General features: G+C 57.1%; 23 protein-coding genes. 7 read left to right on the forward strand and 16 right to left on the reverse strand.

Features of this window, described 5'->3' with window-relative positions:
- Positions 1 to 288: 288 nt before the first annotated feature.
- Complete coding sequence (locus HALTITAN_RS22495; RefSeq protein WP_039860607.1) at positions 289 to 1,149, reverse strand: LysR substrate-binding domain-containing protein; 861 nt, start codon at positions 1,147 to 1,149, stop codon at positions 289 to 291.
- 121 nt (positions 1,150 to 1,270) lie between these two features.
- Between HALTITAN_RS22495 and HALTITAN_RS22500 the strand changes: the two genes are divergently transcribed.
- The 5 genes from HALTITAN_RS22500 (at position 1,271) to HALTITAN_RS22520 (ending at position 7,128) form a co-directional block, all read left to right on the forward strand.
- Positions 1,271 to 1,498 carry a DUF1127 domain-containing protein gene (locus HALTITAN_RS22500; protein WP_027958820.1) on the forward strand — a complete coding sequence of 76 codons (228 nt, stop codon included), beginning with the start codon at positions 1,271 to 1,273 and terminating at the stop codon, positions 1,496 to 1,498.
- A gap of 80 nt (positions 1,499 to 1,578) precedes the next feature.
- Positions 1,579 to 3,948, forward strand: coding sequence for a Tex family protein (locus tag HALTITAN_RS22505; protein WP_039860608.1), 2,370 nt, complete (start codon positions 1,579 to 1,581; stop codon positions 3,946 to 3,948).
- 148 nt (positions 3,949 to 4,096) lie between these two features.
- Positions 4,097 to 5,737, forward strand: a complete 1,641-nt coding sequence (gene gshA, locus HALTITAN_RS22510; protein WP_027958822.1) for a glutamate--cysteine ligase — start codon at positions 4,097 to 4,099, stop codon at positions 5,735 to 5,737.
- Positions 5,734 to 6,234, forward strand: a complete 501-nt coding sequence (locus HALTITAN_RS22515) for a disulfide bond formation protein B (RefSeq protein ID WP_009288479.1) — start codon at positions 5,734 to 5,736, stop codon at positions 6,232 to 6,234. The genes gshA and HALTITAN_RS22515 overlap by 4 nt, the downstream gene beginning before the upstream one ends.
- A gap of 27 nt (positions 6,235 to 6,261) precedes the next feature.
- Complete coding sequence (locus tag HALTITAN_RS22520) at positions 6,262 to 7,128, forward strand: alpha/beta hydrolase (protein ID WP_009288480.1); 867 nt, start codon at positions 6,262 to 6,264, stop codon at positions 7,126 to 7,128.
- 151 nt (positions 7,129 to 7,279) lie between these two features.
- Here the strand turns inward: HALTITAN_RS22520 and HALTITAN_RS22525 are convergent, their stop codons facing one another.
- The 13 genes from HALTITAN_RS22525 to HALTITAN_RS22585 all read right to left on the reverse strand — a co-directional run bounded on the left by HALTITAN_RS22525 (position 7,280) and on the right by HALTITAN_RS22585 (position 20,073).
- Positions 7,280 to 7,693: a RidA family protein gene (locus tag HALTITAN_RS22525; protein ID WP_027958823.1), complete on the reverse strand. Its 414-nt coding sequence runs from the start codon at positions 7,691 to 7,693 to the stop codon at positions 7,280 to 7,282.
- A gap of 11 nt (positions 7,694 to 7,704) precedes the next feature.
- The gene (locus HALTITAN_RS22530; protein ID WP_027958824.1) at positions 7,705 to 8,112 is read right to left on the reverse strand and encodes an acyl-CoA thioesterase; all 408 of its coding nucleotides are present in this window, start codon (positions 8,110 to 8,112) and stop codon (positions 7,705 to 7,707) included.
- A 13-nt stretch (positions 8,113 to 8,125) separates the two neighbouring features.
- Positions 8,126 to 8,806, reverse strand: coding sequence for an ABC transporter ATP-binding protein (locus HALTITAN_RS22535; RefSeq protein WP_035538356.1), 681 nt, complete (start codon positions 8,804 to 8,806; stop codon positions 8,126 to 8,128).
- On the reverse strand, positions 8,799 to 9,551 hold the full coding sequence (locus HALTITAN_RS22540; protein WP_027958826.1) for an ABC transporter ATP-binding protein: 753 nt from the start codon (positions 9,549 to 9,551) through the stop codon (positions 8,799 to 8,801). Before HALTITAN_RS22540 ends, HALTITAN_RS22535 begins: the two co-directional genes overlap by 8 nt.
- Positions 9,544 to 10,599, reverse strand: coding sequence for a branched-chain amino acid ABC transporter permease (locus HALTITAN_RS22545; protein WP_009288481.1), 1,056 nt, complete (start codon positions 10,597 to 10,599; stop codon positions 9,544 to 9,546). Before HALTITAN_RS22545 ends, HALTITAN_RS22540 begins: the two co-directional genes overlap by 8 nt.
- Positions 10,592 to 11,512: a branched-chain amino acid ABC transporter permease gene (locus HALTITAN_RS22550; protein ID WP_009288482.1), complete on the reverse strand. Its 921-nt coding sequence runs from the start codon at positions 11,510 to 11,512 to the stop codon at positions 10,592 to 10,594. The genes HALTITAN_RS22545 and HALTITAN_RS22550 overlap by 8 nt, the downstream gene beginning before the upstream one ends.
- Before the next feature lie 63 nt (positions 11,513 to 11,575).
- Positions 11,576 to 12,721 (reverse strand): ABC transporter substrate-binding protein, encoded by a 1,146-nt coding sequence (locus HALTITAN_RS22555; protein ID WP_009288483.1) that lies wholly within the window; start codon positions 12,719 to 12,721, stop codon positions 11,576 to 11,578.
- Between the two features lie 40 nt (positions 12,722 to 12,761).
- Entirely contained in the window at positions 12,762 to 14,450 is a 1,689-nt protein-coding gene (locus HALTITAN_RS22560; RefSeq protein WP_035538353.1) for a benzoate-CoA ligase family protein, read from the reverse strand.
- Between the two features lie 126 nt (positions 14,451 to 14,576).
- A complete protein-coding gene (locus HALTITAN_RS22565; protein ID WP_009288485.1) occupies positions 14,577 to 15,710 on the reverse strand; it encodes an acyl-CoA dehydrogenase family protein in 1,134 nt (377 codons plus the stop codon).
- Entirely contained in the window at positions 15,710 to 16,522 is an 813-nt protein-coding gene (locus HALTITAN_RS22570; RefSeq protein WP_009288486.1) for an enoyl-CoA hydratase family protein, read from the reverse strand. The genes HALTITAN_RS22565 and HALTITAN_RS22570 overlap by 1 nt, the downstream gene beginning before the upstream one ends.
- 43 nt (positions 16,523 to 16,565) lie before the next feature.
- Positions 16,566 to 17,024: a MarR family winged helix-turn-helix transcriptional regulator gene (locus HALTITAN_RS22575; RefSeq protein ID WP_039860611.1), complete on the reverse strand. Its 459-nt coding sequence runs from the start codon at positions 17,022 to 17,024 to the stop codon at positions 16,566 to 16,568.
- Positions 17,021 to 17,791 carry an SDR family NAD(P)-dependent oxidoreductase gene (locus HALTITAN_RS22580; protein ID WP_039860612.1) on the reverse strand — a complete coding sequence of 257 codons (771 nt, stop codon included), beginning with the start codon at positions 17,789 to 17,791 and terminating at the stop codon, positions 17,021 to 17,023. Before HALTITAN_RS22580 ends, HALTITAN_RS22575 begins: the two co-directional genes overlap by 4 nt.
- On the reverse strand, positions 17,788 to 20,073 hold the full coding sequence (locus HALTITAN_RS22585) for a bifunctional salicylyl-CoA 5-hydroxylase/oxidoreductase (RefSeq protein WP_039860614.1): 2,286 nt from the start codon (positions 20,071 to 20,073) through the stop codon (positions 17,788 to 17,790). Before HALTITAN_RS22585 ends, HALTITAN_RS22580 begins: the two co-directional genes overlap by 4 nt.
- Positions 20,074 to 20,458: 385 nt before the next feature.
- On the opposite strand from HALTITAN_RS22585, the gene HALTITAN_RS22590 reads away from it, so the two are divergent.
- Positions 20,459 to 20,947: an Rsd/AlgQ family anti-sigma factor gene (locus HALTITAN_RS22590; RefSeq protein ID WP_009288487.1), complete on the forward strand. Its 489-nt coding sequence runs from the start codon at positions 20,459 to 20,461 to the stop codon at positions 20,945 to 20,947.
- Positions 20,948 to 21,147: 200 nt separating this feature from the next.
- Here the strand turns inward: HALTITAN_RS22590 and HALTITAN_RS22595 are convergent, their stop codons facing one another.
- Together HALTITAN_RS22595 and HALTITAN_RS22600 are read right to left on the reverse strand one after the other, a co-directional pair.
- A complete protein-coding gene (locus tag HALTITAN_RS22595; RefSeq protein WP_039860617.1) occupies positions 21,148 to 24,219 on the reverse strand; it encodes an efflux RND transporter permease subunit in 3,072 nt (1,023 codons plus the stop codon).
- Positions 24,203 to 25,321: an efflux RND transporter periplasmic adaptor subunit gene (locus HALTITAN_RS22600; protein ID WP_039860620.1), complete on the reverse strand. Its 1,119-nt coding sequence runs from the start codon at positions 25,319 to 25,321 to the stop codon at positions 24,203 to 24,205. The genes HALTITAN_RS22595 and HALTITAN_RS22600 overlap by 17 nt, the downstream gene beginning before the upstream one ends.
- Positions 25,322 to 25,563: 242 nt before the next feature.
- Between HALTITAN_RS22600 and HALTITAN_RS22605 the strand changes: the two genes are divergently transcribed.
- On the forward strand, positions 25,564 to 26,538 hold the full coding sequence (locus HALTITAN_RS22605) for a malate dehydrogenase (RefSeq protein WP_039860621.1): 975 nt from the start codon (positions 25,564 to 25,566) through the stop codon (positions 26,536 to 26,538).
- The last annotated feature ends 261 nt before the right edge of the window (positions 26,539 to 26,799 follow it).

Genomic DNA, 26,799 nt, shown 5'->3' on the forward strand with positions numbered 1-26,799 from the left:
TGGTTGGGTGCCATGGGGCGTCGTTCCGCCGCCTCCCGCGGGTGCCTCCAAACGCTCGCTGAGCTCGCTTTCTCGTTACCACGCGCTACGGGTTCTGCACCAAGCGAAATCGATGGGTTCTCGTAGCGCGTGGTAAGCGAAGCGCACCCGCGGAAGCAGCGCGAAGCGGTGCCGGAGTTTGGCTGAAGTGCCATTGGGCGTCGTGCCGCCGCCTCCCGCGGGTGCCTACGAACGCTCGCTGAACTCGCGTTCTCGTTACCACGCGCTACGGGATGTGCATCTGTCTCATCAAAGCCTAAACCCTTCAACAATATGCTCGGCCAGGCTATCGATAATCGGTGACTGGGTGGCGGAGGTGTGCTGCAAAACGATGGACGCTTCCGGCAGTTCGGGAAACCCTTCTTTTTTACCCAATATCTGCATGTCGGCGGTGACTAAACTGCGCATCCAGGCAGACACTGCCAAGCCCGCCCCCACAACCGCCTGTAACGTCGCCAGGCTCGGGCTGCTGTAAGCGACTCGATAGGCCCGACCTGCGCGATCCAGTGCATTGCAGGCATGACGCCGACAAAAGCAGGGAGCCTCAAACATGGCAAGGGGTACTGGTGTCTGTAAATGTGTGCAATGGCTCTCAGCTGAGACCCACACGGTAGCCTCACGCCTTAAAATGGTGCCAACTTCGTCGCCTATCTCCCGCGTCATAATAATCAGGTCTAGGCTCCCTTGCGGCTGCTGAGAGAGTACCGACGAGGGGGCGCAGTGCACATCCACATCCACCAGCGGCCAGGCTTGGGAGAAGGTTTTCAGAATGCCGGGCAGAAAACGCATCACATAGTCATCCGGCACCCCCAGTCGCACACGGCCCACCATATCCGGCTGGCGCAGCAGCGTCAGCGCTTCTCCCTGCAATGAAAGAATTTTGCGTGCATAACCCAGCAGCGTATGCCCTTCGCTGGTTAACAGCAGCTGGCGATTCTGGCGCACAAACAGTGGGCGCTGAATAACATCCTCTTCCAGCCGCTTGATTTGCATGCTGACGGCTGATTGAGTGCGGTTTACCGTCTGAGCGGCGCGGGTGAAGCCGCCCTGGTCGACAATGGCCACAAAGGTGCGCAGCAGCTCATGATCGATGGTGGGTAGTGTGGCCATGGCTATCAATCTTTTTGATGTTGAATATAAGGAGTATTCGTTGGATTGATTTTAGGCGCTGTTCAATACTTCCTTCAACACTTATTCACCACGCCGCTGCTGGCGGCGAAGGGAGGTTGAAATGGAGCGCTCGCTACACTGCTTGCAGAACCAACAGTGCCAATCTGCTGAGAAGCAACCCAGCATCACCTGGCGGGAAAGAATTTATCGCTGGTACCAATTGCGTCGCGAGCGGGATTCCTTGCGCCATTTGAGCGATGACATGCTGAAAGATATTGGCATCAGCCGCGATGACGTACAGCGCGAGTCACGCCGCCCGTTCTGGGATGACCACGGGTGGCGACGCTGAAGCCGCAAGTCATGCCAGCCGTGGCGCGTTTGTGATACCTTGTTGGCACTAAAAAATGCTGCATGAGTTAGTTGCAATTTATGGATGTCAATCAGCGTATTATTTCCCGCCTGGCCACTGAGCTTGGTGTGCGTCCCGAGCAAGTGTCCGCCACGGTGGAGCTGCTGGATGGCGGCGCCACAGTGCCCTTCATTGCCCGTTACCGTAAAGAAGTCACCGGCGCGCTGGACGATATCCAGCTGCGCCAGTTGGATGAACGGCTTCGCTATCTGCGTGAGTTGGAAGAGCGCCGCGCCGCGGTACTTGTCGCCATTGATGAGCAGGGCAAGCTCGATGCTACGCTGAAAGCCAGCATCGACGCTGCCGAGACCAAGCAACGCTTGGAAGATTTATACCTGCCGTTTAAGAAAAAACGCCGCACCAAAGCGCAAATCGCTCGCGAAGCAGGGCTTGAGCCGCTGGCGGATGCGCTGCTTGCCGATCCAACGCTTAATCCGGAAAGCGAAGCGGAAAACTATCTGCGCCCAGCAGAAGGCGATATTCCTGCCATCGAAGATGCCAAGGCCGCTCTGGATGGCGCCAAGCAGATCTTGATGGAGCGCTTCGCCGAGGATCCCGAGCTCATCGGCCAACTGCGCGAACGGCTGTGGCAAGAGGGCCAGCTCAGCGCCCGTGTGCTGGAGGGTAAGCAGCAGGAGGGCGCCAAGTTCTCCGACTATTTCGAGCACGATGAGAAACTCGCCAAAGCGCCATCACACCGCGCTTTGGCAATGTTCCGGGCGCGTAACGAAGGCGTGTTGAGCCTGTCGATTCGACTGCCCGGCGAAGACGAGGCCCCCATTCACCCCGCCCAGTTGGCGATTGCCAAGCAGTTTGGCATCAGCGACCAGGGCCGCCCGGCGGATAAGTGGTTAGCCGAAGTGGTGCGCTGGACCTGGCGGGTGAAGCTCTATACAGCACTGGAGACCGAGCTGCTGGGCCGCCTGCGCGAACAGGCTGAGCTCACCGCCATTGAAGTGTTTGCGGCTAATCTAAAAGACCTGCTGCTAGCCGCGCCGGCGGGGCAGAAAGTGACCCTGGCCATCGACCCCGGCCAGCGCACCGGCTGTAAGGTTGCGGTGATCGATGCCACTGGGCAATTTATCGATCACACCACTATCTACCCCCATGCGCCGCAAAACCAGTGGAATGAAGCCTTGAGCGTGCTGGCTAAGCTGGTGAAACAGTACGGCGTCGAGCTGATTGCGGTGGGCAATGGTACCGCCAGTCGTGAAACTGACAAGCTCGCGGGCGAACTACTAAAAGCCCTGGCGCCAGCGCACCGGTTAAGCAAAGTGATGGTCTCTGAAGCGGGCGCCTCGGTCTACTCCGCCTCTGAATACGCCTCACGGGAAATGCCGGATCTCGATGTCACTGTGCGCGGTGCCGTCTCTATTGGTCGCCGCCTGCAGGATCCGCTGGCCGAACTGGTTAAAATCGAGCCCAAGTCGATTGGCGTAGGCCAATACCAGCACGATGTCTCCCAAGTACAGCTGTCGCGCAGCCTGGAAGTCGTCATTGAGGACTGTGTTAACGCCGTGGGCGTCGACCTCAATACCGCTTCCAGCGCACTGCTTTCACGGGTAGCCGGTCTGAGCGCTGCGCTGGCCGAAAATATCGTTGCTCAGCGTAATGTCAAAGGCGCCTTCAAAAACCGTAAAGAGCTGTTAGAAGTGAGCCGCCTCGGTGCCAAAACCTTCGAGCAGTGCGCGGGTTTCCTGCGTATCCACAATGCCGATAACCCCTTGGATGCCAGCGCCGTTCACCCGGAAGCCTACTCACTGGTGGAACGTATCGCCAAGCAGAGCGGGCGTGAAGTACGCGGCTTGATTGGCGACAGCGCCGCGTTGAAAGCCTTAAAGCCCGCCGATTTTGCCGATGAGCGTTTCGGCGTGCCCACCGTCAGCGATATCCTCAAAGAACTGGATAAACCTGGTCGCGACCCTCGCCCTGAGTTTAAAGCGGCCGAATTCCGCGAAGGTGTCGAAACCCTTAATGACCTCAAGCTTTCCATGGTGCTCGAAGGCACAGTCACCAATGTGACCCACTTCGGCGCTTTTGTGGATATCGGTGTCCATCAGGACGGCCTGGTACATATCTCGGCGCTATCTGATCGCTTTATCGATGACCCCCGCAGCGTGGTGAAAGCAGGTGATATTGTCACCGTTAAAGTGATGAGCATTGATATCCCCCGCAAACGGGTAGGTCTATCGATGCGTTTGGATGACCAGCCTGAGGCTGAAAACGGTGCTAACAGCGGTGCCAATAAGAACAGTGGCTCGCCTAAAGAGCAATACAGTGGTGCTCGTAAACCGGCTCGAAACCAGCGTAACAACGCTAATAAAGCGGAAGCGCCAGAGCCCATGGGTGCGCTTGGAGCTGCGCTATTGAAAGCGCGTGGCGGCAAATAGTCGCGTGTCCTGGAAGCGAAGGTGTCTTGAAAAAACGATCGTTGCCGCCATATCCTGTTTTCTGTTTTTGAATCAGCGATGATGGCGATGCCACCTGACTACACCAAGGCCCGCTCAAGGCGGGCTTTACTGACAAGGAGTGTTCACCTTGCCTGAACCACTCACTGTGCCATCCGCGCTGACCGCGCAAGTCGAGCGCCTGATACCCAGTGCGCGCCTTGGTCGGTTGGGCCGCCTGCGTCGTGGGCTTGAAAAAGAGGGACTGCGGGTCGATGCTACTGGCCACATTGCGCAAACGCCGCACCCGCACGCGCTGGGGTCGAAATTAACCCACCCGCATATCACCACCGACTACTCAGAGTCGCTGTTAGAGTACATCACGCCGGTTTACTCTCAGCCGGGTGAAGCGCTGTGCTTTCTATCTGACCTGCATACTTTTACTTATCATCACCTGCAAAACGAATGGATCTGGCCCGGCAGTATGCCCTCTAGGCTATCCGGCAACGACAGCGTGCCGATTGCCGATTATGGCAGCTCCAACGTGGGCACCATGAAGCATGTTTACCGCAAAGGGTTGGACATGCGTTACGGCCGCATCATGCAGGCGATTGCAGGCGTTCATTACAACGTATCGCTGCCTGATGATATGTGGCACGCCCTACGCGAGTTGGAAAAAGCCACCAATATCCCCTTCAACGACTATCGTTCCACCCGCTATTTCGGCATGATCCGTCACTTCCGCCGCCATAGCTGGTTGTTGCTCTATCTGTTTGGCGCTTCACCGGCCATCGATAAAAGTTTTTTGCCTGAAGGTAAGGTACCCGAAAAACTGCAGTCGCTTAGCGACGACACCTACTTTGCCCCATACGCGACGACTCTGCGGATGTCCGATCTGGGGTATCAAAACAAAGTACAGTCGCAGCTTAAAATCTGTTTTAACTCGCTCTCTAACTACGTTAATACCCTGCGGCACGCCATCTCTTCACCGTGGCCCGACTATGAAAAAATGGGTGTTAACGTGGATGGTGAGTGGCGTCAGTTGAACGCTAATATTCTCCAGATCGAAAACGAGTACTACAGCGACATTCGGCCCAAGCGGGTTGCCAAACACAACGAAACGCCCAGCCAAGCCCTCGAAGCCCGCGGCGTGGAGTATATCGAAGTACGCTGTTTGGATTTAAACCCCTTCGACCCCCTGGGCGTTACTGAAGACCAGATGCGCTTTGTGGACACCTTTTTGATGTGGTGCCTACTCAGCGACAGCCCGTGGATCTCCGACGAAGAGTGTGACCGCTTGGACGACAACCGCCGCTGGGTGGTGGAGCGCGGCCGTGACCCTGAACTCATGCTAATCAACCATGGTGAAACCACCTCGGTGCGTGAGTGGGGCGAACAAATTTTCGCCGAGATGGGCGAAGTTGCCCGCCTGCTGGATGCGGTCGAGGAGGGGAGCCCGCATGCTGATGCGCTGGCAAGCCTTGCACCACGTCTTGCAGACCCTTCGCTAACGCCTTCTGCCCAGGTGCTGGAACGGTTAAAAGCGCACGGCGGATCGTTAAGCGATTTGATGCTTAGCCTGGCCAAAGAGCAGGCCGAGCAGTTAAAAGCCGCGCCGATGCAGCGCAGTCGTGAAGCGCTGCTTGCTCAGCTGATTGAGACCTCGCACCAGCAGCAGCACGATATTGAAGCCGCTGATAAAGAGACCTTCGAAGAGTTCTTGCAGGCCTATTTCACTAAAGCTCGTGAGTCCCGCGCCATGTCGGCGCTGCCATCTGAGGTTAGACAATGATTCTGCACTCCTTTCGCTCGGCCGCCCTGGCTGGTTTAGCCTTCTGCGTTTTAATGATGGCGGTAGCCCTGGGGCTTGAGCACATCGGCGGATATGAACCTTGCCCGCTGTGTATCTTTCAGCGCGTCGCGGTGATCGCCGCGGGTATCGTATTCGCAATAGCTGCTATCCATAGTCCCGCCGGGCGTGTGGGCAAAGTGATTTACGGGCTGCTGTCGCTGGCTGCTGTTGGAACAGGTGCCTTTATCGCCGGGCGTCACGTTTGGCTGCAGGGCTTGCCTGCCGATGAAGTCCCTTCCTGCGGTCCTGGGCTTGGCTACATGATAGATATCCTGCCATTGCAGGACGTGGTGGCCATGGTGTTAACCGGTTCTGGCGAGTGCGCCAATATCGATTTCTCGTTGCTCGGCCTATCACTGCCCGCCTGGACGCTAATCGGATTTGCCATTCTGGCAATCGCACCGCTGCGTATGCTGTTGATGAAAAGTCGGGGTTAGTAGGGCGTCAGCGATAAGGAGACGTACATGCTTTATCAACATTTTGCGACTCAAGAAGAGATCGATCGCGCCTACGACCCGATGATGGGTCGTGACCCGGCGGTGTTGGTAAAGGATTGGCGTGAGCGCAGTGAAGCATCAAGAGTTAACCACCGCACAACGCTCGATCTGCCTTATGGCCCAACGCTTGCGGAACGCATGGATATCTTTCATGCCGATGCACCTGATACCGATAGCCCAAAAGCGCCGGTGCACGTGTTTTTCCACGGCGGCTACTGGCGCTCGCTGAGTCATCGTGAATTTAGCTTTATCGTCGATGGCTTGGTTAACGCCGGGATCACCGTCGCGGTGGTTAACTACGCGCTCTGTCCGAAGGTACGCTTTAGCGAGCTGGTGCGGCAGAGCCAAGCAGCGGTGGCCTACGTTTATCGCCATGCTGCTGAATTGGGCGTTGATCCTGAGCAGCTGAGTATTTCGGGACACTCGGCGGGCGGGCATTTATGCGCGATGCTAATGTCGACGGACTGGGAGGGCGCTTTTGGCTTACCCAACCAGCTGATTCGCGGCGCGCTCTGTATCAGCGGTTTATACGACCTGCGGCCTTTTCCCTGGTCGTGGCTGCAGCCCAAGCTTCAGCTTAGCGGGCGCGATGTGCAGGAGTTCAGCCCCATATGGCTGCCATGCCGAGTACCTGCGCCTATAAAGCTGGTAGCAGGGGGCCTGGAGTCAGAAGAGTTCGAGCGCCAGATGAGCAGCTATGCTGAGCATTTGAGCCAGCAAGGCCAAACAGTGACTCAGCAGCTACTTTCCGACGTGGATCACTTCTCGATTCTTGAACACTATCTTAACGATGGCTGCTTCGTTGAGTGGATTAAAGATTTTCATGGGTTATAAGAACACGCCTTAGCTATGAGTGGAACGCAATAGCCTTCCGCGGGGGCGCTGTGAACCCTTCCCTGGGCGCTACTTTCGCCATCCATGGCGAAAGACCCCCGCTGCAGGCTATTCCGTTCTTGTGCTTAGTGTTATCTCTCAATAAGCAATTTTATACAGCCGGAATCACCGCAGTCGCTTCGATTTCCACCTTAGCCTGATCCTCAACCAGCCCCGCCACCTGAACCATCGTCATCGCCGGGAAATGCTTGCCCAGCACCTCGCGGTAGGCGGTGCCCACCTCCTTAAGCCGCGCCAGATACTCCTGCTTGTCCGTCACATACCAGGTCAACCGCACGATATGCTCCGGGCCTGCGTTCGCCTCTTTTAAGATCGCTACGATATTCTGCAGCGCCTGATTCACTTGAACGACAAAGTCATCGCTTTCAAATACCTGGTCGGCATTCCAACCAATCTGCCCACCTACAAACACACTCTGGCCTGAAGCCAGCACGCCGTTAGCGTAGCCCACCGCTGCTTTCCAATGCGAAGGGTGAAGAAGCTGATGAAAGTTGGCGTCACTCATTATGGCTATCCTTATAGGTTTTCGACGGTAAAGTGCTGGCGCATAGCCTCTGTCCAGGGCATTGGCTGACCGCTATTTAGATCCACATATACAAGGGTTGAACGACTGGTTAGACGTTTCTGATCACCGCAGTAAGCGATAATCTGAAGGGTAAGGCTGCTACGCCCAACGGCTTGAACCGCTAATTCAAAGGTGAGTCGTTCGCCTAACCGGCTCGGCGCATGAAACTGGGTGTCGATAGCGGCGGTGGGAACCCCGGTGCCGCTCTCCACATGCAGTTGGTTAAAGTCACGCTGAACGACCTCCTCAAACCAATCCTCCACCACGGAGTTAATCATCTCGAAATAGCGGGGGTAAAAAACGATACCCGCCGGATCACAGTGCTGGAAACGAACTTTTCGATGGGTAGTAAACGCCACTGTTTTCTCCTCCCTACACGCCCAGATAACGGTCACGCACAGTGCTGTCCAGCGCTGCGGGTTTGCCATCCCACACGGTGCAGCCTTTTTCCAGGATGGTGCAGCGGTCAGCAATGGGTAGAATTTCGCTTAATGACTTATCCACCAGCAGCGTGGCTTGACCTTGCTCCTTGAGCAGCCGAATCGCCCGCCAGATCTCCTGACGAATCACCGGCGCCAATCCTTCAGTGGCTTCATCTAGCACCAGCAAACGCGGATTGGTCATCAGCGCCCGGCCAATAGCCAGCATCTGCTGCTCACCGCCGGAGAGGGTCTTGGCCATTTGCGCGCGGCGCTCCTCCAAGCGCGGAAACAGCGTTTCTACTTTCTCCAGTGTCCACTCGCCCGGGCGGGCGGTCACCAATAGGTTTTCGCGCACCGACAAATTAGGGAAACAGCGGCGCCCCTCCGGCACCAAGCCAAGCCCCGCTTTAGCGATACGAAAAGCGGGTAAGCGGCGTATGTTCTGGGATTCAAACTCAATCGTGCCACGGCTGGCCGGAGTCAGACCGAATATCGAGCGAATGGTGGTGGTTTTACCCATACCGTTGCGCCCCATTAGGGCGACCATCTCACCGGCGTTAACGTCAAGGCTAACGCCAAATAACGCCTGAGAGGGCCCATAAAACGTTTCAATATCAGCAACCTTAAGCATCAGAATCCCCCAGGTAGGCTTCACGGACGCGGGGATCCTGCCTAATAGTGTGGCTATCCCCATGGGCGATAACGCTCCCGGATACCAACACAGAGATACGATCAGCCAGACGAAATACCGCCTCCATATCGTGCTCGATCAGCAGGATAGGCACTTCCAGCTTAAGCGCCTCCAGCAGCTCGGTCAGCTTTGCCGATCCTTCTGGACCCAAGCCGGCCATGGGTTCGTCCAGCAGCAGTGCGCGAGGTTTGAGCGCCAGAGCGCAAGCCACCTCAACCTGGCGGCGTTCCCCGTGGGAAAGTTCAAATACCGGCGTCCAGGCGCGGTGACTAAGCTGCATACGCGCCAGTGCTTCATAGGCTGGTTCAAGCAGTTGCCGATCGCGAGCAACGGGCTTCCAGAACCGAAAACTGTGACTCTGCAGCGCTTGAACTCCCATCATCACATTGCGCATCACCGATAGCGGCTCCGCCAGCGAGGAGACCTGAAAGCTACGCCCCAGGCCCAGGCGCGCCCGTTGAGCGATACTCATGCTCGTGATCTCACTGCCTGCTAAGTAAACACTCCCTTCATCAGGGCGTATATTTCCCGCGATTTGGCCAATCAGGGTCGATTTCCCCGCGCCGTTGGGGCCAATCAAGGCGTGAATCTCCCCGGGTCTAAGATCCAACGAAACATCGTTGGTCGCCTGTAGTGCGCCAAAGCGCTTATGCAGGTTTTGTAGTGAAAGAACCACATCACTCATTGCGTTCCCTCCCGGCCAGCCAACCCATCACACCATGTTTGGCAAATAGCACCACCCCAAGCAGTACTAACCCGAGGAAAAGCTGCCAATATTGGGTGACTCCCCCCAGAAAGGTTTCCATCATCACAAACAGCACCGCACCGGCTAACGGGCCGTAAAGACGCCCCACGCCGCCTAAAATGACGATGACCATCAGTTCGCCGGAGAAGTGCCAACTCAGCATTGTCGGGCTAACAAAGCCATTTAGATCCGCATAGAGCGCACCAGCAAGCCCGGTAATCGCGGCAGAAATCACAAACGCCACCAAGCGAATGGGGTAGGGGCTGATCCCCGCGGTAGCTAGGCGTACATCGTTAAGCCGTGCCATGGTCAAGGCAGCACCAAAGCGCGATTTCATCATTCGTGAGGTAATTGCCATCGCTAACACAAGCCCGGTGAAGCAGATCAGGAAATAGGTGAGTGCATCGCTGCTATCGAGCATGTTGTTATTGAACAGGGGCAGGGTGTTGCGAATATAAATAGGCAGACCATCCTCACCGCCATAGGTCGGCCACGAGTTGGCAAAGTAGTAAATCATCTGCGCAAAGGCGAGGGTGATCATAATGAAATAGACCCCCGTGGTACGCAGTGAGATAGCGCCGATGACCAGCGCTAGCAGCCCGCACAGCAACATAGCGGCGAGCCATATCACCAGTAAATTGTCGCTGCCCGGCACGCTGAAAGGCCACGTCATAAATGGGGTAATATCAAAAGCGTGATAAGCACTGATGCCTGCCACATAGCCACCTAGGCCGAAATAGGCCGCGTGGCCAAAGCTCACCATGCCCCCATAGCCAATGGCCAGGTTAAGGCCAACGGCCGCCATGGCAATAATGGTGATACGCGAGGCCAGATTGACATAATAAATATGGCCCAAGAAATAGGCTGCTACAGGCAGTAACAGCAGTAGCCCGAGCAGGGCCATCTGAACCAGCCCTTTGCGGTCAAAAGGTCTATCCGCTTCGGGCGCTAGCGCAGCGTTCTTGGACAAGGAAGTGGTATTAGTCATGGGCAGAGAACAGTCCCTTAGGCTTGAACGCGAGAATGACGGCCATGAGGATATAGATCAGCATCGCGGCCAACGCCGAACCGACGCCGGTCGCCTCAGACGGCGGCATAAACGCTTGAAAGAAGATGGGCAGATAGACCCGACCCAAGGTGTCGACAATACCCACCAGCAGGGCACCGAGTAGCGCGCCTTTAATTGAGCCGATACCGCCAATGACGATTACGACAAACGCTAAAATCAGCACTGGCTCGCCCATACCCACCTGTACAGATTGCAATGCGCCTACTAAAGCGCCGGCTAAACCCGCTAACGCCGCCCCTAAGGCAAACACCAAGGTATAGAGTTTTGAAATATTGACCCCCAGCGCACCAATCATTTCGCGATCGCTTTCACCTGCCCGAATGCGCATACCGAGTCGAGTTCGCGAGATAAGCAAGTAAAGGGCAATCGAAATAGCGATACCCACCCCAATCAGCATCAGCCGATAGATGGGGTAGCGGGTATCACCTGGCAGGGTGACAAACCCCGTCAGCCAAGAAGGAGGACTCAACCATAACGGTGAAGAGCCGAAGATCCAGCGCGTGCCCTCCGAAAAAATCAGTATTAGTGCAAAGGTTGCCAATACCTGATCAAGATGAGGACGGTGGTAAAGTCGGCGTATCACCAACAGTTCTACCAGTGCACCTACCAGGGCGGCCGCGGTCATCCCAGCAGCCAGTCCAATCAAAAAAGAACCCGTTGAGGCAGTCACCGCTGCCGTGGCGTAGGCGCCCACCATATAAAAAGAACCGTGGGCAAGATTGATCAGCCCCATCACCCCAAACACCAAGGTGAGGCCGCTGGCCATCAAAAACAGCATCGTGCCGAGCTGCACGCCGTTCAGTAATTGCTCTATCAGCAGAGTAACGGACACGTTGGGTATCCTTAGCGCAGGTAAAGAGAAAAGGCTGGGCGGCTACACCCAGCCGAGGCGAGCTTACATCTGGCACTGCTCGTAATAGACGTCTTGGATATCTTCGATTGCGACACCGATCAGGCGATTGGTGGGCTCGCCATCGTCACCCTCCACGACTTCGCGCACGTAAATATCCTGGATAGGGTGCTGGTTCGGGCCGAAGCGGAACTCACCGCGTACGCTGTCAAAGTCAGCGGCCCGCAGTGCTTCGCGGAAGGCGTCTTTGTCATCGGGGTGGGCAGTTTCAAGCGCGCTAAGAATCAGGTTGGCGGTGTCGTAACCTTGTGCCGCGTACAACGTTGGCGTGCGGTCATAGGCTTCCCGGAAGCCCTCAACAAAGCGATCGTTGGCCTCGTTTTCCAGGTCATATGCCCATAGCGAGGTGTTGCGTGCGCCAATCGCCGCACTGCCTACCGCTTTGATTAAGATTTCATCAAACGAGAAGGCGGCGCCAAAGATTGGCATATCGACACCGGAGCTTTCCCACTGCTTCATAAACGAGATGCCCATACCGCCGGGTAAGAAGAAGAACAAGCTGTCGGCATCGCTATCGCGAATCTGGGCAATTTCAGCCGCGTAGTCGGTCTGGCCCATTTGGGTGTAAAGCTCGCCAACGACCTCACCCTCGTAAAGATGTTTGAAGCCTGCCAGCGCATCGGTGCCAGCAGGGTAGTTGGGCGCCATGATGATCGGGCGCTCATACCCCTCTTCGCGCATATATGCGCCCATGGCGCCGTGCAGGTTGTCGTTCTGATACGCCACGTTGAAGTAGTTCTCATGGCACATGCGCCCTGCTAAATCGGAGGGCCCGGCATTAGGTGACAGGTAGAAGGTGCCCTGGCGTACCACCGAAGGAACGACCGCCATTGCCAAGTTTGACCAGATAATGCCGGTAAGAATATCGACCTCATCACGCTGCATAAACTCATTGGCCAGCGTACGCGCCAGGTCGGGGCGTCTCGCATCATCCTGAATCAGCACTTCCACGTCGTCGCGGCCCGACTGCTCAAGCGCCAGCATGAAGCCATCGCGAACGTCCACGCCCAGGTGCGAACCGCCGCCTGAGAGGGTGGTAATCATGCCAATTTTAACGTCATCAGCGTGAGCAGTGGTTACCAGGCTGGAGGAGAGCAGTAAGCCAAGGCCAAAGCGGGATATCATTTTCATGGATCATTCCTCATTTTTTAATCGTTTATTACTTAGAGGGTCATGCGTTGGTGTTGGTGCTATTGATGTTAGTGCTATTCACATTGATGCCAGGAGAGCCAGCACTCGGGTAATGTTCCTGGCTCAGCCGAAAGCGCTGAACCTTACCCGTGGATGTTTTAGGTAGTGCCTCGATAAATCGTATGGAGCGAGGGTACTTATACGGCGCGATGGTCTGCTTCACGAAGTCCTGCAACATTTGCTGACATTCTTCATCTTGCTGAAAACCATCGTTTAGAACAACAAAAGCCTCGACAATTTGGCCACGCTCCTGGCTAGGGGCACCTATCACCGCGCACTCTTTCACGGCGGGGTGGGCCAGCAGGGCTGCTTCCACCTCGGGGCCTGCGATGTTATAGCCCGCCGAGACGATCATATCGTCGTTGCGAGCGGCGAAGTGGAAGTAGCCCTCTTCATCCTGGTAAAACGCATCACCGGTGATATTCCAGCCCGCCTTTACATACTTTTGCTGGCGCTTGTCGGCCAGGTAGCGGCAGCCGGTAGGGCCGCGCACGGCCAGTTTGCCGACCGTGCCGCGAGGGACATCATTCATCTCGTCATCAACGATTCGTGCCTCGTAACCGGTCACCGGTTTGCCGGTGCAGCTGGGGCGATGGTCATTCAGGTGATTAGAGATAAAGATATGCAGCATTTCAGTTGCGCCGATGCCGTCGAGAATCGGTGTGCCGGTTTGCTTGATCCAGTCATGATAAATCGGTGCTGGCAGGGTTTCGCCAGCGGAAACCGCCACGCGCAGGCTGCTCAAATCCTCATGGCGAGTAGGTGCTGAGAGCATCGCCCGGTAGGCTGTTGGTGCGGTGAAGACCACCGTGGCCTGATACTCGCGGATAATGTCCATCATATTGGGCGGGGAGGCGTGTTCGAGTAGCACGGCGGTGGCGCCGAAGCGCAGCGGGAAAATGGCCAGCCCGCCCAGGCCAAAGGTAAATGCCAGCGGCGGCGAACCGACGAACACGTCCTCCGGCGTTACCTGTAGGACTTCCTTGGCGTAGCCGTCGGCAATGACCAGCAGGTCGCGGTGAAAGTGCATGGTGGCTTTGGGTGAGCCGGTAGTGCCAGAGGTAAACCCCAGCAGCGCCACATCGTCGGCGGCGGTATCCACCGCTTCAAAGGTGGCGGGTTTGCCCAGCGCTAAACGGTCAAGCTCTGCGTCGTGGTTAGCCGTGCCATCAAAGCCAACGACCCGTTTGAGCACCGGGCTGTGCTGTTGGCACTCAACCAGTTCATCGAGCAGACGGGTGTCGCACAGGGCGAGGCTGATTTCCGCTTTATCGATTACCTGGCATAGCTCTTTGGTGCGCAGCATCGGCATGGTGTTGACCACCACGGCACCCGCCTTGGTGGCGGCCAGCCAGCAGGCCACCATGGCCGGGTTGTTGGCGGAACGGATCAATACCCGCTGGCCGGGAACCACGCCCAGGTCTTCGACCAGCACGTGGGCAAGGCGGTTGGTCCACTCAGTGAGCTCTTGATAGGTGCGACGACGGCCATTGCCCGCTAAGGCAATCCGTTCACCGTGACCCTGGTCGAGCAGTCGATCGCAGAGCTCAACGCCCACGTTAAGTCGTTGGGGATAATGGTAGCCCGCGAGCAGGAACTCAGGCTGGCAATCAGTGGGTGGCAGGTTATCCCGCGCAAAAGTATCAGCATGGGCCGACTGGATGTACATGACCAACCTCCGTATTTGGTGTCGTTGTTTATTCCTGCCCACGGCTCAAAGGAAGCGCGGGCAGGGATACGGTGTCTGGCGTTGTGTTTTATTGTTCTTGAGAACTACTGTACGGTTTTTTGCTGTTTACTCTTCCGCGAGGATGCTGCGGGCGATGACTACTTTTTGTACATCTGAGGCACCTTCATAAATACGCAGCGCGCGGATTTCCCGGTAGAGGCTTTCGATAATATGGCCTTTGCGAACGCCGTCGCCGCCGTGAAGCTGTACTGCCTGGTCAATCACCTGCTGGGCCTGGTCGGTGGCAAATAGCTTGGCCATTGCCGCTTCGCGAGTTACCCGCTCCGCGCCTTGATCTTTCGTCCAAGCAGCGCGGTAAACCAGCAGGGCGGCGGCATCCACGTTTAGCGCCATATCGGCCAAGTGGCCCTGCACCATTTGTAGATCAGCAAGAGTGGCGCCAAACAGCTCCCGGAAGCGGCTGCGGGAGAGCGACTCTTCCAGTGCCCGGCGGGCGAAGCCCAAGGCGGCCGCGCCAACCGTGGAGCGGAAAACGTCCAGCACCGACATGGCGATCTTAAAGCCCTGCCCAGGCTGGCCGATCAAGGCGCTAGCAGGCAGCACCATATCGTTGAAGCCCAGCCGTGCCAGCGGGTGAGGCGCCACCGACTCCAGGAGTTCACGAATCTCCAATCCGGGTGTGTCGGCAGGCACTAAAAAGGCTGAAAGCCCTTTGGCGCCGGGACCTTCACCGGTGCGGGCAAAGACTGTGTAGATATCGGCAATACCACCGTTGGAGATCCAGGTCTTTTCGCCATTCAAACGGTAGCTATCGCCGTCGCGCTCAGCGGTGGTATCCAACTGGGCCACATCAGAGCCCGAGCGAGGCTCGCTCAGGGCAAACGCGGAAATTGCTTCACCACGCCGGGTTCTGTCCAGCCACAGCTTCTGTTCATCGCTGCCATATAGGCTGATCGCACCGGTTCCCAGCCCCTGCATGGCAAACGAAAAATCGGCCAGGCCATCATGGCGGGCCAGGGTTTCACGGATTAGGCACAGGCTGCGCACATCGATATGCTCGCCCGCAGTGCCTTCCAGAAACCCAGCTTTGCCTAAATCGCGTACCAGTTGAATGCAGGTCGCATCCACATCGCTGTGGTCGCGGGGTAGTTCAGTGCGGCACCACGCTTCGAGCTGCTCGGAAAGTTCGCGGTGTCTGGCCTCGAAAAAGGGCCACGCTAGAAAGCTCTTGTCGCTCATCAGTCCCCCTTGAACTCAGGTTTTTGCTTGGCTACGAAGGCGTGGTAGGCGCGCTCGAAATCGTTGGTCTGCATGCAGATCGCCTGGGCCTGGGCTTCCGATTCGATGGCCTGCTCCAGGCTCATCGACCACTCCTGGTTTAGCTGGGTTTTGGTAATGCTGTGGCCGAAGGTGGGGCCCTGAGCCAGGCGGGTGGCGTAAGCAATGGCGTCTTCTTCCAGGGAGTCTGGTTCGACCACTCGGTTGTAAAAGCCCCACTGGAGGCCTTCCTCGGCACTCATGCTACGGCCGCTGTAGAGCAGGTCGGCGGCGCGGCCCTGGCCGATAATGCGCGGTAGAATTGCGCAGGCGCCCATGTCACAGCCCGCCAGTCCCACGCGGGTAAACAGAAACGCCGTGCTGGCGCGGGGGGTGGCAAAACGAATATCCGAGGACATGGCAATAATCGCCCCTGCGCCAACGCAGATGCCGTCGACGGCGGCAATGATCGGTTTGCCGCAGTTCAGCATGGCCTTGACTAGATCCCCGGTCATGCGGGTGAACTCGAGCAGTCCCTTCATATCCTTGCCCACCAAGGGGCCGATGATTTCATGTACGTCGCCGCCGGAGCAGAAGTTATCGCCGTTAGAGGTAAACACCACTGCATGCACATCGGATGCATAGGCCAAGTCACGAAAGGTATCGCGCAGCTCGGCGTAGCTCTCGAATGTCAGTGGGTTCTTGCGCTCTGGGCGATTCAACCGGATAACGGCGACATCACCACTCATTTCCCAAATAAAGTGCTCGGGGGCCAGGTCAGCCATGCTCTTCATATTCTTGTTCTCGCCTGTCAGTGATTAATCGGAGTCGCCGTCGTTAAGATAAGGAGGCATCGTGAGGAGCAGCCGGTAAACGATGCAGCAACTCGCCTATGTGGTGGGCGTCCTCTTCAGTCACACCCTCAAATAGCGCATTGATCCAGCGTTCATGCTCAACGGCCATGGCCCTGAAGCTTTCGCGGCCAGCGCTGGTCAGGCAGACCCGCGTGGCGCGCCGGTCGCCCTCAATAGCAATACGTTCCACGGCGCCATCCTCCACCAAGCGGTCAATAATGCCGGTGACGTTGCCGTTGGAAACCCGCAGCCGCTTGGAGAGCTCGTTCATTTTCAGGCCCTCCTCAGCGGCATATAGCGCGGCCATCACATCAAAACGCGGCAGTGTAGAGTCGTGCTCGGTTCGCAGCCGTTCGCGCAGCTCGGACTCCACCTGACGGGTAACCCGCAGCATGCGCAGCCATAAGCGCAGGCGCTCCTTGCTTAAGCTTTCTGCCGTCATACTTCACCCCCTGAGATGGAAATCGCCTGGCCGTTGATTGCGCCACTGTTAGGCCCGCATAGCCATAGAGCCGTCGCGGTGACCTCTGCAGGAGTGACTAATCGCCCTGTAGGGTTGGTAGATTGAAAATGCGCGGTGGCCTGTTCGGCGGATTGGCCTGTTTTGGTCACAATATTCTCCACGCTGGCGGCCAGTAACGGCGTGTCGGTAAAACCTGGGCAGAGCGCATTAACGGTCATATCGCGAGTAGCGGTTTCAGTAGCCAGAGAACGCACCAACCCCACTACGCCATGCTTTGCCGCGCAGTAAGCACCCACATAGGCGTAACCTTTCAGGCCCGCGGTGGAGGCAACGGCGATAAGGCGCCCGCCGTCGTTCAACTGCTTCAAACCCTCACGCAGGGTCAGAAACACTCCGCTAAGGTTTACATTCAACATACGTTGCCACTGCTCGAAAGAGGTCTTGGCGAACGGTGCGCTCTCTGCCGCCCCGGCGTTGGCAATAACGATATCCACATTGCCGATCTTCTCGAAGAGCGCCACCATGGCGGCTTCGTCGGTGACATCGACCACGGCGGTACGAATGCCATCATGCTGCTCGGCAACGGCTTGAAGGGCTGCCTCACGGCGGCCGGTAATCGTGACCTCGGCGCCCGCCTGGGCAAAGGCCAGGGCCATATCGGCACCGATACCGCTGCCGCCGCCGGTAATCACCGTCCGTTTCCCAGCCAGGCTGTTCGCGGCCGAGTTTCTATCGGATTGGCTCATACCCAACCCTCGCCACGTTCAGCCAAGCGCTGTAGCTGATCGGCGCCTGCCCGGTAGGGTGCTGGCCATTCCACCTCACTATCACCCAGCCCCGCAGCAACGTGCAGCAGCCAGTAAGGATCAGCAAGGTGAGGGCGGGCGATACAGACTAAGTCGGCGCGTCCGGCCATCAGGATCGAGTTCACGTGGTCGGCCTGATAGATATTGCCCACCGCCATGGTGGCGATAGGCGTCTCGTTACGAATCCGGTCAGAGAAGGGCGTTTGGAACATACGCCCATAGACCGGTTTGGCCTGGGTCGAGGTTTGCCCGGCAGAGACATCGACAATATCCACCTCCGCATCGCGCAACCGTTTGGCGATCTCCACCGCATCGTCTGGGGTGATGCCTTCATCGCCGCACCAGTCGTTGGCAGAAATACGCACCGAAAGCGGCTTATGGGCAGGCCACACGCGGCGCACGGCGTTGATCACCTCAAGTGGGTAGCGCAGCCGGTTATCCAGTGAACCGCCATACTCATCGTCACGGTGGTTGGTTAATGGCGTAATAAACGAAGAGAGCAGGTAGCCGTGGGCGGCGTGGACCTCGATCATGTCAAAACCCGCGCGATCGGCCATCTGCGCCGCACTGACAAACTCATCGCGCACCCGATCCATATCGTCGCGATCCATTGCCTTGGGCACTTGGTTACGCGCTGACCAGGGCTGTGCTGAAGCTGCCAATATTGGCCAATTGCCATCCGTAAGCGGGGCATCCATCTCTTGCCAGCCCAACTGAGTAGAGCCCTTTGCTCCTGAATGGCCGATTTGGGCGCATAGCTTGGCCTGGGTTTCCGTGTGCACGAAATCGCAAAGACGCTTCCACGCCACTTCATGTTCGGGCGCGTACAAGCCTGGGCAGCCGGGGGTGATTCGCCCACTGGGGCTGACGCAGGTCATCTCTGTATATACCAGGCCTGCGCCACCCTTGGCGCGTTCGGCATAGTGGCTAAAGTGCCAATCGGTAGGGCAGCCATCGACGGCTTTATACTGGGCCATGGGAGAGACCACCACGCGATTAACCAGCGTCATATCGCGTAGTTGATAAGGCGCAAACATCGGTGCACGGGCGCTGCCAGAGTTGCCTGCCTCGGTTTGGAACCAGCGCTCTGCACTTTCTAGCCACTGTGGGTCGCGTACCCGCAGGTTTTCGTGACTGATGCGCTGGGAGCGGGTCAATAGCGAGTAGTTGAACTGCACCGGGTCGAGATCCAGGTAGCGCTCCACCTGCTCAAACCACTCGGTGGAGTTGCGCGCGGCTGACTGTAGGCGCAGCACTTCGAAGCGGCGATCCTCTTCATAGCGAGCAACGGCAGCTGCCATGCTGCTTTCGCTGTGCAAGTAATTAGCCAGTGCAATGGCACTCTCCAGCGCGAGCTTGGAGCCGGAGCCAATTGAAAAGTGTGCGGTGGCGGCGGCGTCACCCATCAAAACTACGTTCTCATAGCTCCAGCGTTCGCAGAGTACCCGTGGAAAATTGATCCAGGCGGAGCCGCGTATATGGTTAGCATTGGTCATCAGCGCGTGGCCGTCGAGATGCTTGGCAAAGATGCGCTCGCAGACTGCAATCGACTCCTGCTGGTTCATTTCGCCAAAGCCAAACGCCTGCCAAGTGGCCTCACTGCACTCGACAATAAAGGTCGCCGTATCCCTATCAAACTGATAAGCGTGGGCCCACACCCAGCCATGCTCGGTCTTCTCGAAAATAAAGGTGAAAGCATCGTTGAAGGTTTGCTGGGTACCCAGCCAAACGAACTTGCACGCTCGTACATCAATGTCGGGCTTGAAGTGATCGGCGTAGGTTTGGCGGGTGAGAGAATTAAGGCCATCGGCGGCCAAGACCAAGTCATACTCACGCCGGTACTGCTCAATGGAGGCTTCTGTAATATCGGTTTCAAAGCGCATCTCCACGCCGAGCTCGCGAGCGCGTTCCTGTAGCAGAATCAGCAGTTGGCGGCGGCCAATGCCACAAAATCCATGGCCTGTAGAGACGGTTTTGGCGCCTTTATGAACGACCGCAATGTCGTCCCAATAGGCGAAATGCTCACGAATGCGCTCTGCACTGACCGGGTCGTTGGCCGCCAGGTTGTCGAGGGTTTCGTCTGACAGCACCACGCCCCAGCCGAAGGTGTCGTCTGCACGGTTGCGCTCAATCACCACGATCTCATGGGAGGGATCGTGTAGCTTCATGCTGATAGCGAAATAGAGGCCAGCAGGCCCTCCACCCAGGCAGGCGATTCTCATTTTTATTCTCCACGGAAAACACTCTCTTTTCTGAAGATAGGAGAGGGCTCTATAAAATTCAAGTATAAACTTTTTAAGCTTAAAGTATTTTCCTGTGAGTAGGCGTGCGAGCGTTTAAAGCCCTCATGCGGCTGTGCTCGCAATGGTGGCCGGAAGATGAGAGCATAAATAGACGCAGGAATATGGCAGGGGCTGCCGCTTGAGAGCGCTGGTTATCAGCCATAGAAGAAAGCGTTATGGGCAGTGAACTTTTAGTACCATGGAAACCGTACTTGCTGGGATTGACAGAGGTAGTGGGAGGCGCGACTCTAAGCCTATTATTTGATCTGAGCGTTTGATAGTAGTTATTAATAGCAGTTAAAGGTGACTTTAAGGAGAAAGCCCCATGCTCGAAGATTGCAAAAATGCCCTGGAGCGCTGGGGAGGCGTGCATTCCCTGATTGACCGCTGGCTGGATCAGCGCCGTCAGCTATTGATCAGCTTTATTGAGCTAAAAGAAGCGTGTGATGCTGAATTGGAAGCAGTGAGCAAAGCGCCTATCGATACGTTTAGTGAAAAGCTGATGGATTACATCAGCGCCGGTCACTTTGAGATTTACCCCCAGCTCTCGGAAGAGGCACGGGCCTTTAGCGACGAGGGCGCGCTCGTTATCGCGGAGAAGTTGCTCGAGCGTTTAGAAATGTCCACCGAGATGGTGTTGGAATTCGATACCGATTTTGGCTCCACGCTTAGCTGCGAGCAAAACATCGCCCGCCTACCTGCCTGGATCGACCGCTTAGCCCGTGGCCTTACCGAACGCTTTGCGCTGGAAGACCAATTGATCGCGCGCTTACACGCCGCACACAGCCCGCAGCACACCAAAGCCCCCGCTTAAGTAAGACCTTCCATTAGACAGGCGCCGCTATGCGGCGCTTTTGCTCCATGGTAATCCCGCTTCAACCCCGGCACCGCTTCGCGCTGCTTCCGCGGGTGCGCTAACGCTTACGCCGCGCTACTAAATCACGCGTGCACATAACGCGGTGGGTGCCCAATACCTTATAATCGATTCACCATTCACCATTCACCATTCACCATTCACCCCCTACGACGAAGCTTACCCCCAATCACCAACATACACGGCGTAAGCAGCAGCGTTAGCGCGGTGGCGAAGGTGAGGCCGCCGGCTATGGCGCTCGACATCTGCGTCCACCACTGGGCGGAGGGCGCATTAAAGCCCAGGGCAGGGGTGAACAGGTCTACATTGATCCCCAGCACCATCGGCATGAGCCCCAATACCGTGGTAATCGCCGTTAACAGCACTGGGCGTAGGCGTAAACAGCCCGCTTCAAGGGCGGCTTCGCCGGGTGTCATACCCTGGCCGCGCAGTTCGTTGTAGGTATCGATCAAAACAATGTTGTTATTGACCACGATACCCGCCAGAGCAATCACGCCCATCCCCACCATGACAATGCCAAACGCCTGGCCGGTAATCAGTAGGCCCATGAGCACACCCGCGGTGGAGAACACAATCGCCGAGAGCACCAACCCCGCTTGATAAAAGCTATTGAACTGGGTGACCAGAATCAGCGCCATCAAACCGATAGCAATCAAGAAGGCACTGGCTAAGAACTGCATCGACTCCTGCTGATCCTCCTGCTCACCCGCCACGTTGACCATCAGGCCATCAGGCAAACTGCCGCTGCTTGCGGCTAGCAGGGCAGTTAGGCGCTCATCAGCGAGATAGCCCGGTGCTAAGTCAGCCTCAATGGTAATCGCCCGGCGACCATTGATGCGATTAAGGGTGCCGACCTTCGGCGCCGGTTCCAGAGTCACAAAATTCGAGATCGGCACTTGGCCCCGCTGAGTGTTGATGGTCAAGCGCTCAAGCTGATCCAGCGAACGCCAGTTTTGCGGCAGACGCACGCGGATATCCACTTCATCGCTGACTTCCGGCGGGCGATAGCTAGCCACCTGAAGGCCGGTCGTCAGCAGTTGCACCGCGCTTCCAATGGTCGTTACATCGGTACCCATGCGCGCCGCCGCTTCGCGATCCACGTTCACCTGCCACTCCACGCCCGGAAGGCTGCGGTTATCCTCAATGTCGGTAAAGCCACCCAGCTCGCGCATTAGTTGGGTTATCTGGTTAACGCCTGCATCGGCGACATCGGGATTCGTGGCGCTGACCTCAAGCACGATTGGCTTACCGCCACCGGGGCCCATCTCCTGCTCCTGAAATTCCAGCGTAATGCCGGGGATATCCCCAGCGCGCTCGGCCATGTCGTCCAAAATGGCCTGGGCAGGGCGACGTTCATGCCAGTCGATAAACTGGAACTGCAGCATGCCAATCACATCGTTGCCCATCTGCTGGTTAGGCACCGCAAAGGAGCGCGCATACAACGCTCGCACTTCACTCATGCCGGATAGTTTGGCTTCCACCCGCTGCACAATGGCGTCGGTTTCAACGGCGGAGAAGTCGCCTCGGGCGCGCACCAACACCTGGGCGCTGTCAGGCTCTACGGCTGGGAAGAAGTCGACACCGTGGTTAAAGCGCGCATAGCCGGTATACAGCAGAGCCATTAACAATACGGTCACCAGCAGTACCCAGGCAGGGTGCATAAGTAGCCTTGCCAGCAGGTGGCGATAGCCACGCCCAAAGGAAGTCGTCGCCTCATCATGGTTGGCGTCTGTCGTGGTTGCGGTGGTACGCGTAAACAGGCGCCCAAGAGTAGGTAAGAACACCAACGCCATGGCCAGCGATGCCAGCAGGCACAAAATCACTGTGGCGGGCAGGTACTTCATAAACTGACCGACCACGCCAGGCCAGAACAGCAGGGGAATAAAGACCGCCAGCGTAGTGGCCGTCGAGGCAATCACCGGCCAGCTCATTCTTGAAGCGGCGTTGAGCCACGCCTGATGAGGCGTTTGGCCATCGCGCAGATGGCGGTCGGCAAGCTCGCTGACCACGATAGCGCCATCCACCAGCATGCCCGCCACCAGAATCAGTGCAAACAGCACCACGATATTGAGCGTAAAACCAAACGCCCATACCAGCAGAATACCGGTTAAGAAGGCACCGGGAATGGTAAGCCCCACCAGCAGCGCCATGCGCCAGCCCATCACCGCGACCACTACAATCAGCACTAGCACAACGGCGGTCAGTACGTTATTGAGCAGCTCGGAGAGCATGTTCTTAACGGTGGTCGACTCATCCAGAATAGTGGTGAAACGCAACTGCTCGGGAAGTAAGTCATCTGCATCGGCTAAGCGGTCACGCACCGCGCCAATGGTGGCGATGATATTCGCCCCGGCGCGTTTGGAAACTTCCAGCACCACCGCTGGTTGGCCATCGATGCGGGCAAAGCCTTCGGGGTCTTTATAGGTAGGGTTGATCCAGGCCACATCGCCAAAGGTGACCACACGATCCTCATCGACCTTGACCGGCATATTCATAACATCGTCAAGGGACTCGATAATACCGGGGACTTTCAGCGCCAGGCGCCCCGCGCCGGTATCCAAACTGCCCGCTGCCACCAAGCGGTTATTGCGCGATACCTGATTAAATAGCGTGTCAAAGTCGACGCCGTAGCTTTCCAATACCAGCGGATCCACGACGATCTCCAGCAGATCTTCCCGCTCACCGGCAATATCGACTTCCAGCACATCGGCAATACCTTCTATCTCCTCCTGCAAGCGTCGGGCAATCGTCATGCGCTCACGGGTATCCAACTGCCCGGAGAGGCCAATGGTCAACACCGGAAACTCCGAGACGTTGACCTCCATCACCCGCGGCTCATCGGCCTCGGAAGGTAGTTCGCTGCGGGCAATATCCACCCGGTCACGTACATCGGTTAGCGCGGTGTCGGGATCAAAGCCGGGGTCGAATTCCAGAGTAATCGAGCCATGCCCCTCGCTGGATTGGGCGGTGAACTTGCGCAACCCTTCAATGCCACGCAGTTCCTGCTCCATGGGGCGAATCAGCAGCCGTTCGCCATCCTCGGGGCTCACCCCCTCCAGTGTCAGCGAGACATAAATCATCGGAATGGTGACGTCGGGGTTAGCTTCTTTAGGAATCATCTGCCAGGCAGTGATGCCCGCCAATAGAAGACTCACCAGTAGCAGTAATGTCGTGCGAGTGTGGGCTAGCGCCGCATTAATCAACTGGCGCATGAACGCTATCCTGTTCCGCCGGCTGTGAAATAATCGCCTCTTCAACAGGCACCGGGGTCACTGTCTCACCGATATCTACCATGCCAGCGCCCAACGTGATTAGGCGTAGCGGGTCGGGTAGGCCAGTCACGTAGGCGTGCTGCGTATCGGCACTCACCAGCTCCACGGTGGTCTGCTGTACTGTGTCATTCTCATCCAGGTGCTTGACCGCCAGTTGGCCTTCGCTATTCAAACTCAGCAGCGCAGGCGAAAGGGTATGCACCTGGCGGGGTGGCAGCGTAATGGTCAGCTCCGCACTGCCGCCTGCTAAGCGTTTACCGGCCGGGTTATCCAGCGTGGCTTCGATATAAAAGCTGCGAGTGGCCTCTTCAGCGCGGTGACTAACAAAGGTCAGCTCACCTTCGAGGTGGTCGCCATTGAGTAGCCGCGCGGTGACCGGTAACCCCTCGCTTAAATCGCCCACTTGCTGCTGAGAAACCCAGGCCGCACCTTTCAAACGGCGGTCATCGACCAGTTGGCCCCACTCTTCACCGGGCTGTAATAGGTCGCCTAGCTCCACCTGAACGCGGTTCAGCACACCATCGAAAGGTGCGGTGGGTCGGCTGTCGTCCAACTGCTTCTGCAGTTGCGCCACGGAAGCAGCGCTGGCGCTTAGTGCGCTCTGCAGGCGCAGTAACTCGGGCTGGGAAATCAGCTCCCGTTGGCGCAGGTTGCGAGCCCCGGCATACTCCGCCTCGGCCACGGCTAGTTCATCCCGAGCCTGCTGTAGCTGCTCGGGCAGAGCGTCATTATCCAGCACCAGTAGCGTATCGCCCGCCGCAACGCGTCTACCTTGCGCGACCGGCTTCTCAGCCACAAAGCCTGCGACGTTGGCGCGCAGGGTGGTTTCGCGCTCTGCCGTCAGTTGGCCCTGGACGATTTGCTGAGGAATAAACGGCGTGCTCTGCTGCACGACAATTTCAACCCGCGAACCTGCTTCGCTGCGCGCGGGCGCGTCTGGGGGCGTGGTTTGAAAGCGCTGAAAATTACCAAAAGCGAGCCATATCACTAGCGCCAGCACCAGTAGGCTAGCCAAGGCATAAGAAAACGGAATTTTTCGCATGGAGCATCCATGTCCTTAGCAAAACAAGAAAGGAGGCCATAAAGCCGAAGATACCATAGCGCAACTCAGCCTTTTCAGCGAGTAGCAAGCCATTGAGCGGATAGCAAGGTTGGTAAATGGGTTGTAGTCTCATGTCTGATTGAGTTTTTCCCCGGCTGGGCATACCATCTTTGCGTCTTGAGTTCTGTTAAGCCACTCCTCAGGCGAGAACCATCCCTAGGCGAACCAATCAAGGAGCAATGATGAAAGATCCAGTACGTATTGCGATTACCGGCGGCGCCGGTCAGATCAGCTACTCTCTTATTTTCCGCATCGCCGCTGGCGACATGTTGGGGCCGGATCAGCCTGTCATTCTCCAGCTTCTGGAAATTCCCCAGGCAATGGACGCCCTGAACGGCGTGGTAATGGAAGTCAACGACTGTGCCTTCCCGCTGGTACAAGACATCGTCGCCACCGATGACCCGAACGTAGCGTTCAAAGACGCTGATTTCGCCTTGCTGGTTGGCGCACGTCCGCGTGGCCCAGGCATGGAGCGTAAAGACCTGCTGGAAGCCAACGCAGCGATCTTCTCCGTTCAAGGTAAAGCATTGAACGATCACGCCAGCCGTGATGTGAAAGTGCTGGTCGTCGGTAACCCGGCCAACACCAACGCGCTGATTGCTTCCTGCAACGCGCCGGATCTGGACGCAGGTCAGTTCACCGCCATGACGCGTTTGGATCACAACCGTGCCCTGACCCAGCTGGCACAGAAAACCGGTAAGCATGTCACTGACGTTGAAAACATGATCATCTGGGGCAACCACAGTGCCACCCAGTACCCGGATCTGGCTCAGTGCAAAGTTGACGGCAAACCAGCGTTCGATCTGGTTGAGCGCGATTGGTACGAAAACGACTTTATCCCCACCGTGCAGCAGCGCGGCGCGGCGATCATCAAAGCACGTGGCGCTTCTTCTGCCGCTTCTGCTGCCTCTTCCGCCATCGACCATATGCACGACTGGGCGCTGGGTTCCAAAGGCATCGTCAGCATGGCAATTCCGTCTGACGGCAGCTACGGCATCGACGAAGGCATCATCTACTCCTACCCAGTGCGTTGCCAGGGTGGCAAGTATGAAATCGTTCAAGGCTTCGAAATTGACGAATTCAGCCAAGAGAAGATGAAAGCCACCGAGAAAGAACTGCGCGAAGAGCGTGCAGCAGTCGAGCACCTGCTCGGCTAAACGCGCTCACTGCCGCTGTTTTTGAAGCAGCAGTCAACGCCAAAACCCCGCAGGCTTAGCTTGTGGGGTTTTTTATTGGGTGAGATTTAGCAGCATGAAACGGTACCGAGGTTGGTGTGGGGTACCACGGCCATTTGCATAATGTGCACATGCTCTTGGAATCCCCACCTTCATGTGCCTGCGAGATTTAGTAGCGCGTGGTAAGCGAAGCGCACCCGCGGAAGCAGCGCGAAGCGGTGCCGGGGTTGGCTCGTGCAGGCA

Source organism: Vreelandella titanicae BH1, assembly GCF_000336575.1.
Taxonomy (GTDB): domain Bacteria; phylum Pseudomonadota; class Gammaproteobacteria; order Pseudomonadales; family Halomonadaceae; genus Vreelandella; species Vreelandella titanicae.

Bases quoted from the DNA above. Each gene is read 5' to 3' on its own strand.
- HALTITAN_RS22495 (WP_039860607.1), bottom strand. From the start codon at position 1,149: ATGGCCACACTACCCACCATCGATCATGAGCTGCTGCGCACCTTTGTG.
- HALTITAN_RS22500 (WP_027958820.1), top strand. From the start codon at position 1,271: ATGGAGCGCTCGCTACACTGCTTGCAGAACCAACAGTGCCAATCTGCT.
- HALTITAN_RS22505 (WP_039860608.1), top strand. From the start codon at position 1,579: ATGGATGTCAATCAGCGTATTATTTCCCGCCTGGCCACTGAGCTTGGT.
- HALTITAN_RS22515 (WP_009288479.1), top strand. From the start codon at position 5,734: ATGATTCTGCACTCCTTTCGCTCGGCCGCCCTGGCTGGTTTAGCCTTC.
- HALTITAN_RS22520 (WP_009288480.1), top strand. From the start codon at position 6,262: ATGCTTTATCAACATTTTGCGACTCAAGAAGAGATCGATCGCGCCTAC.
- HALTITAN_RS22525 (WP_027958823.1), bottom strand. From the start codon at position 7,693: ATGAGTGACGCCAACTTTCATCAGCTTCTTCACCCTTCGCATTGGAAA.
- HALTITAN_RS22535 (WP_035538356.1), bottom strand. From the start codon at position 8,806: ATGCTTAAGGTTGCTGATATTGAAACGTTTTATGGGCCCTCTCAGGCG.
- HALTITAN_RS22540 (WP_027958826.1), bottom strand. From the start codon at position 9,551: ATGAGTGATGTGGTTCTTTCACTACAAAACCTGCATAAGCGCTTTGGC.
- HALTITAN_RS22545 (WP_009288481.1), bottom strand. From the start codon at position 10,599: ATGACTAATACCACTTCCTTGTCCAAGAACGCTGCGCTAGCGCCCGAA.
- HALTITAN_RS22555 (WP_009288483.1), bottom strand. From the start codon at position 12,721: ATGAAAATGATATCCCGCTTTGGCCTTGGCTTACTGCTCTCCTCCAGC.
- HALTITAN_RS22560 (WP_035538353.1), bottom strand. From the start codon at position 14,450: ATGTACATCCAGTCGGCCCATGCTGATACTTTTGCGCGGGATAACCTG.
- HALTITAN_RS22565 (WP_009288485.1), bottom strand. From the start codon at position 15,710: ATGAGCGACAAGAGCTTTCTAGCGTGGCCCTTTTTCGAGGCCAGACAC.
- HALTITAN_RS22570 (WP_009288486.1), bottom strand. From the start codon at position 16,522: ATGAAGAGCATGGCTGACCTGGCCCCCGAGCACTTTATTTGGGAAATG.
- HALTITAN_RS22575 (WP_039860611.1), bottom strand. From the start codon at position 17,024: ATGACGGCAGAAAGCTTAAGCAAGGAGCGCCTGCGCTTATGGCTGCGC.
- HALTITAN_RS22580 (WP_039860612.1), bottom strand. From the start codon at position 17,791: ATGAGCCAATCCGATAGAAACTCGGCCGCGAACAGCCTGGCTGGGAAA.
- HALTITAN_RS22585 (WP_039860614.1), bottom strand. From the start codon at position 20,073: ATGAGAATCGCCTGCCTGGGTGGAGGGCCTGCTGGCCTCTATTTCGCT.
- HALTITAN_RS22590 (WP_009288487.1), top strand. From the start codon at position 20,459: ATGCTCGAAGATTGCAAAAATGCCCTGGAGCGCTGGGGAGGCGTGCAT.
- HALTITAN_RS22595 (WP_039860617.1), bottom strand. From the start codon at position 24,219: ATGCGCCAGTTGATTAATGCGGCGCTAGCCCACACTCGCACGACATTA.
- HALTITAN_RS22600 (WP_039860620.1), bottom strand. From the start codon at position 25,321: ATGCGAAAAATTCCGTTTTCTTATGCCTTGGCTAGCCTACTGGTGCTG.
- HALTITAN_RS22605 (WP_039860621.1), top strand. From the start codon at position 25,564: ATGAAAGATCCAGTACGTATTGCGATTACCGGCGGCGCCGGTCAGATC.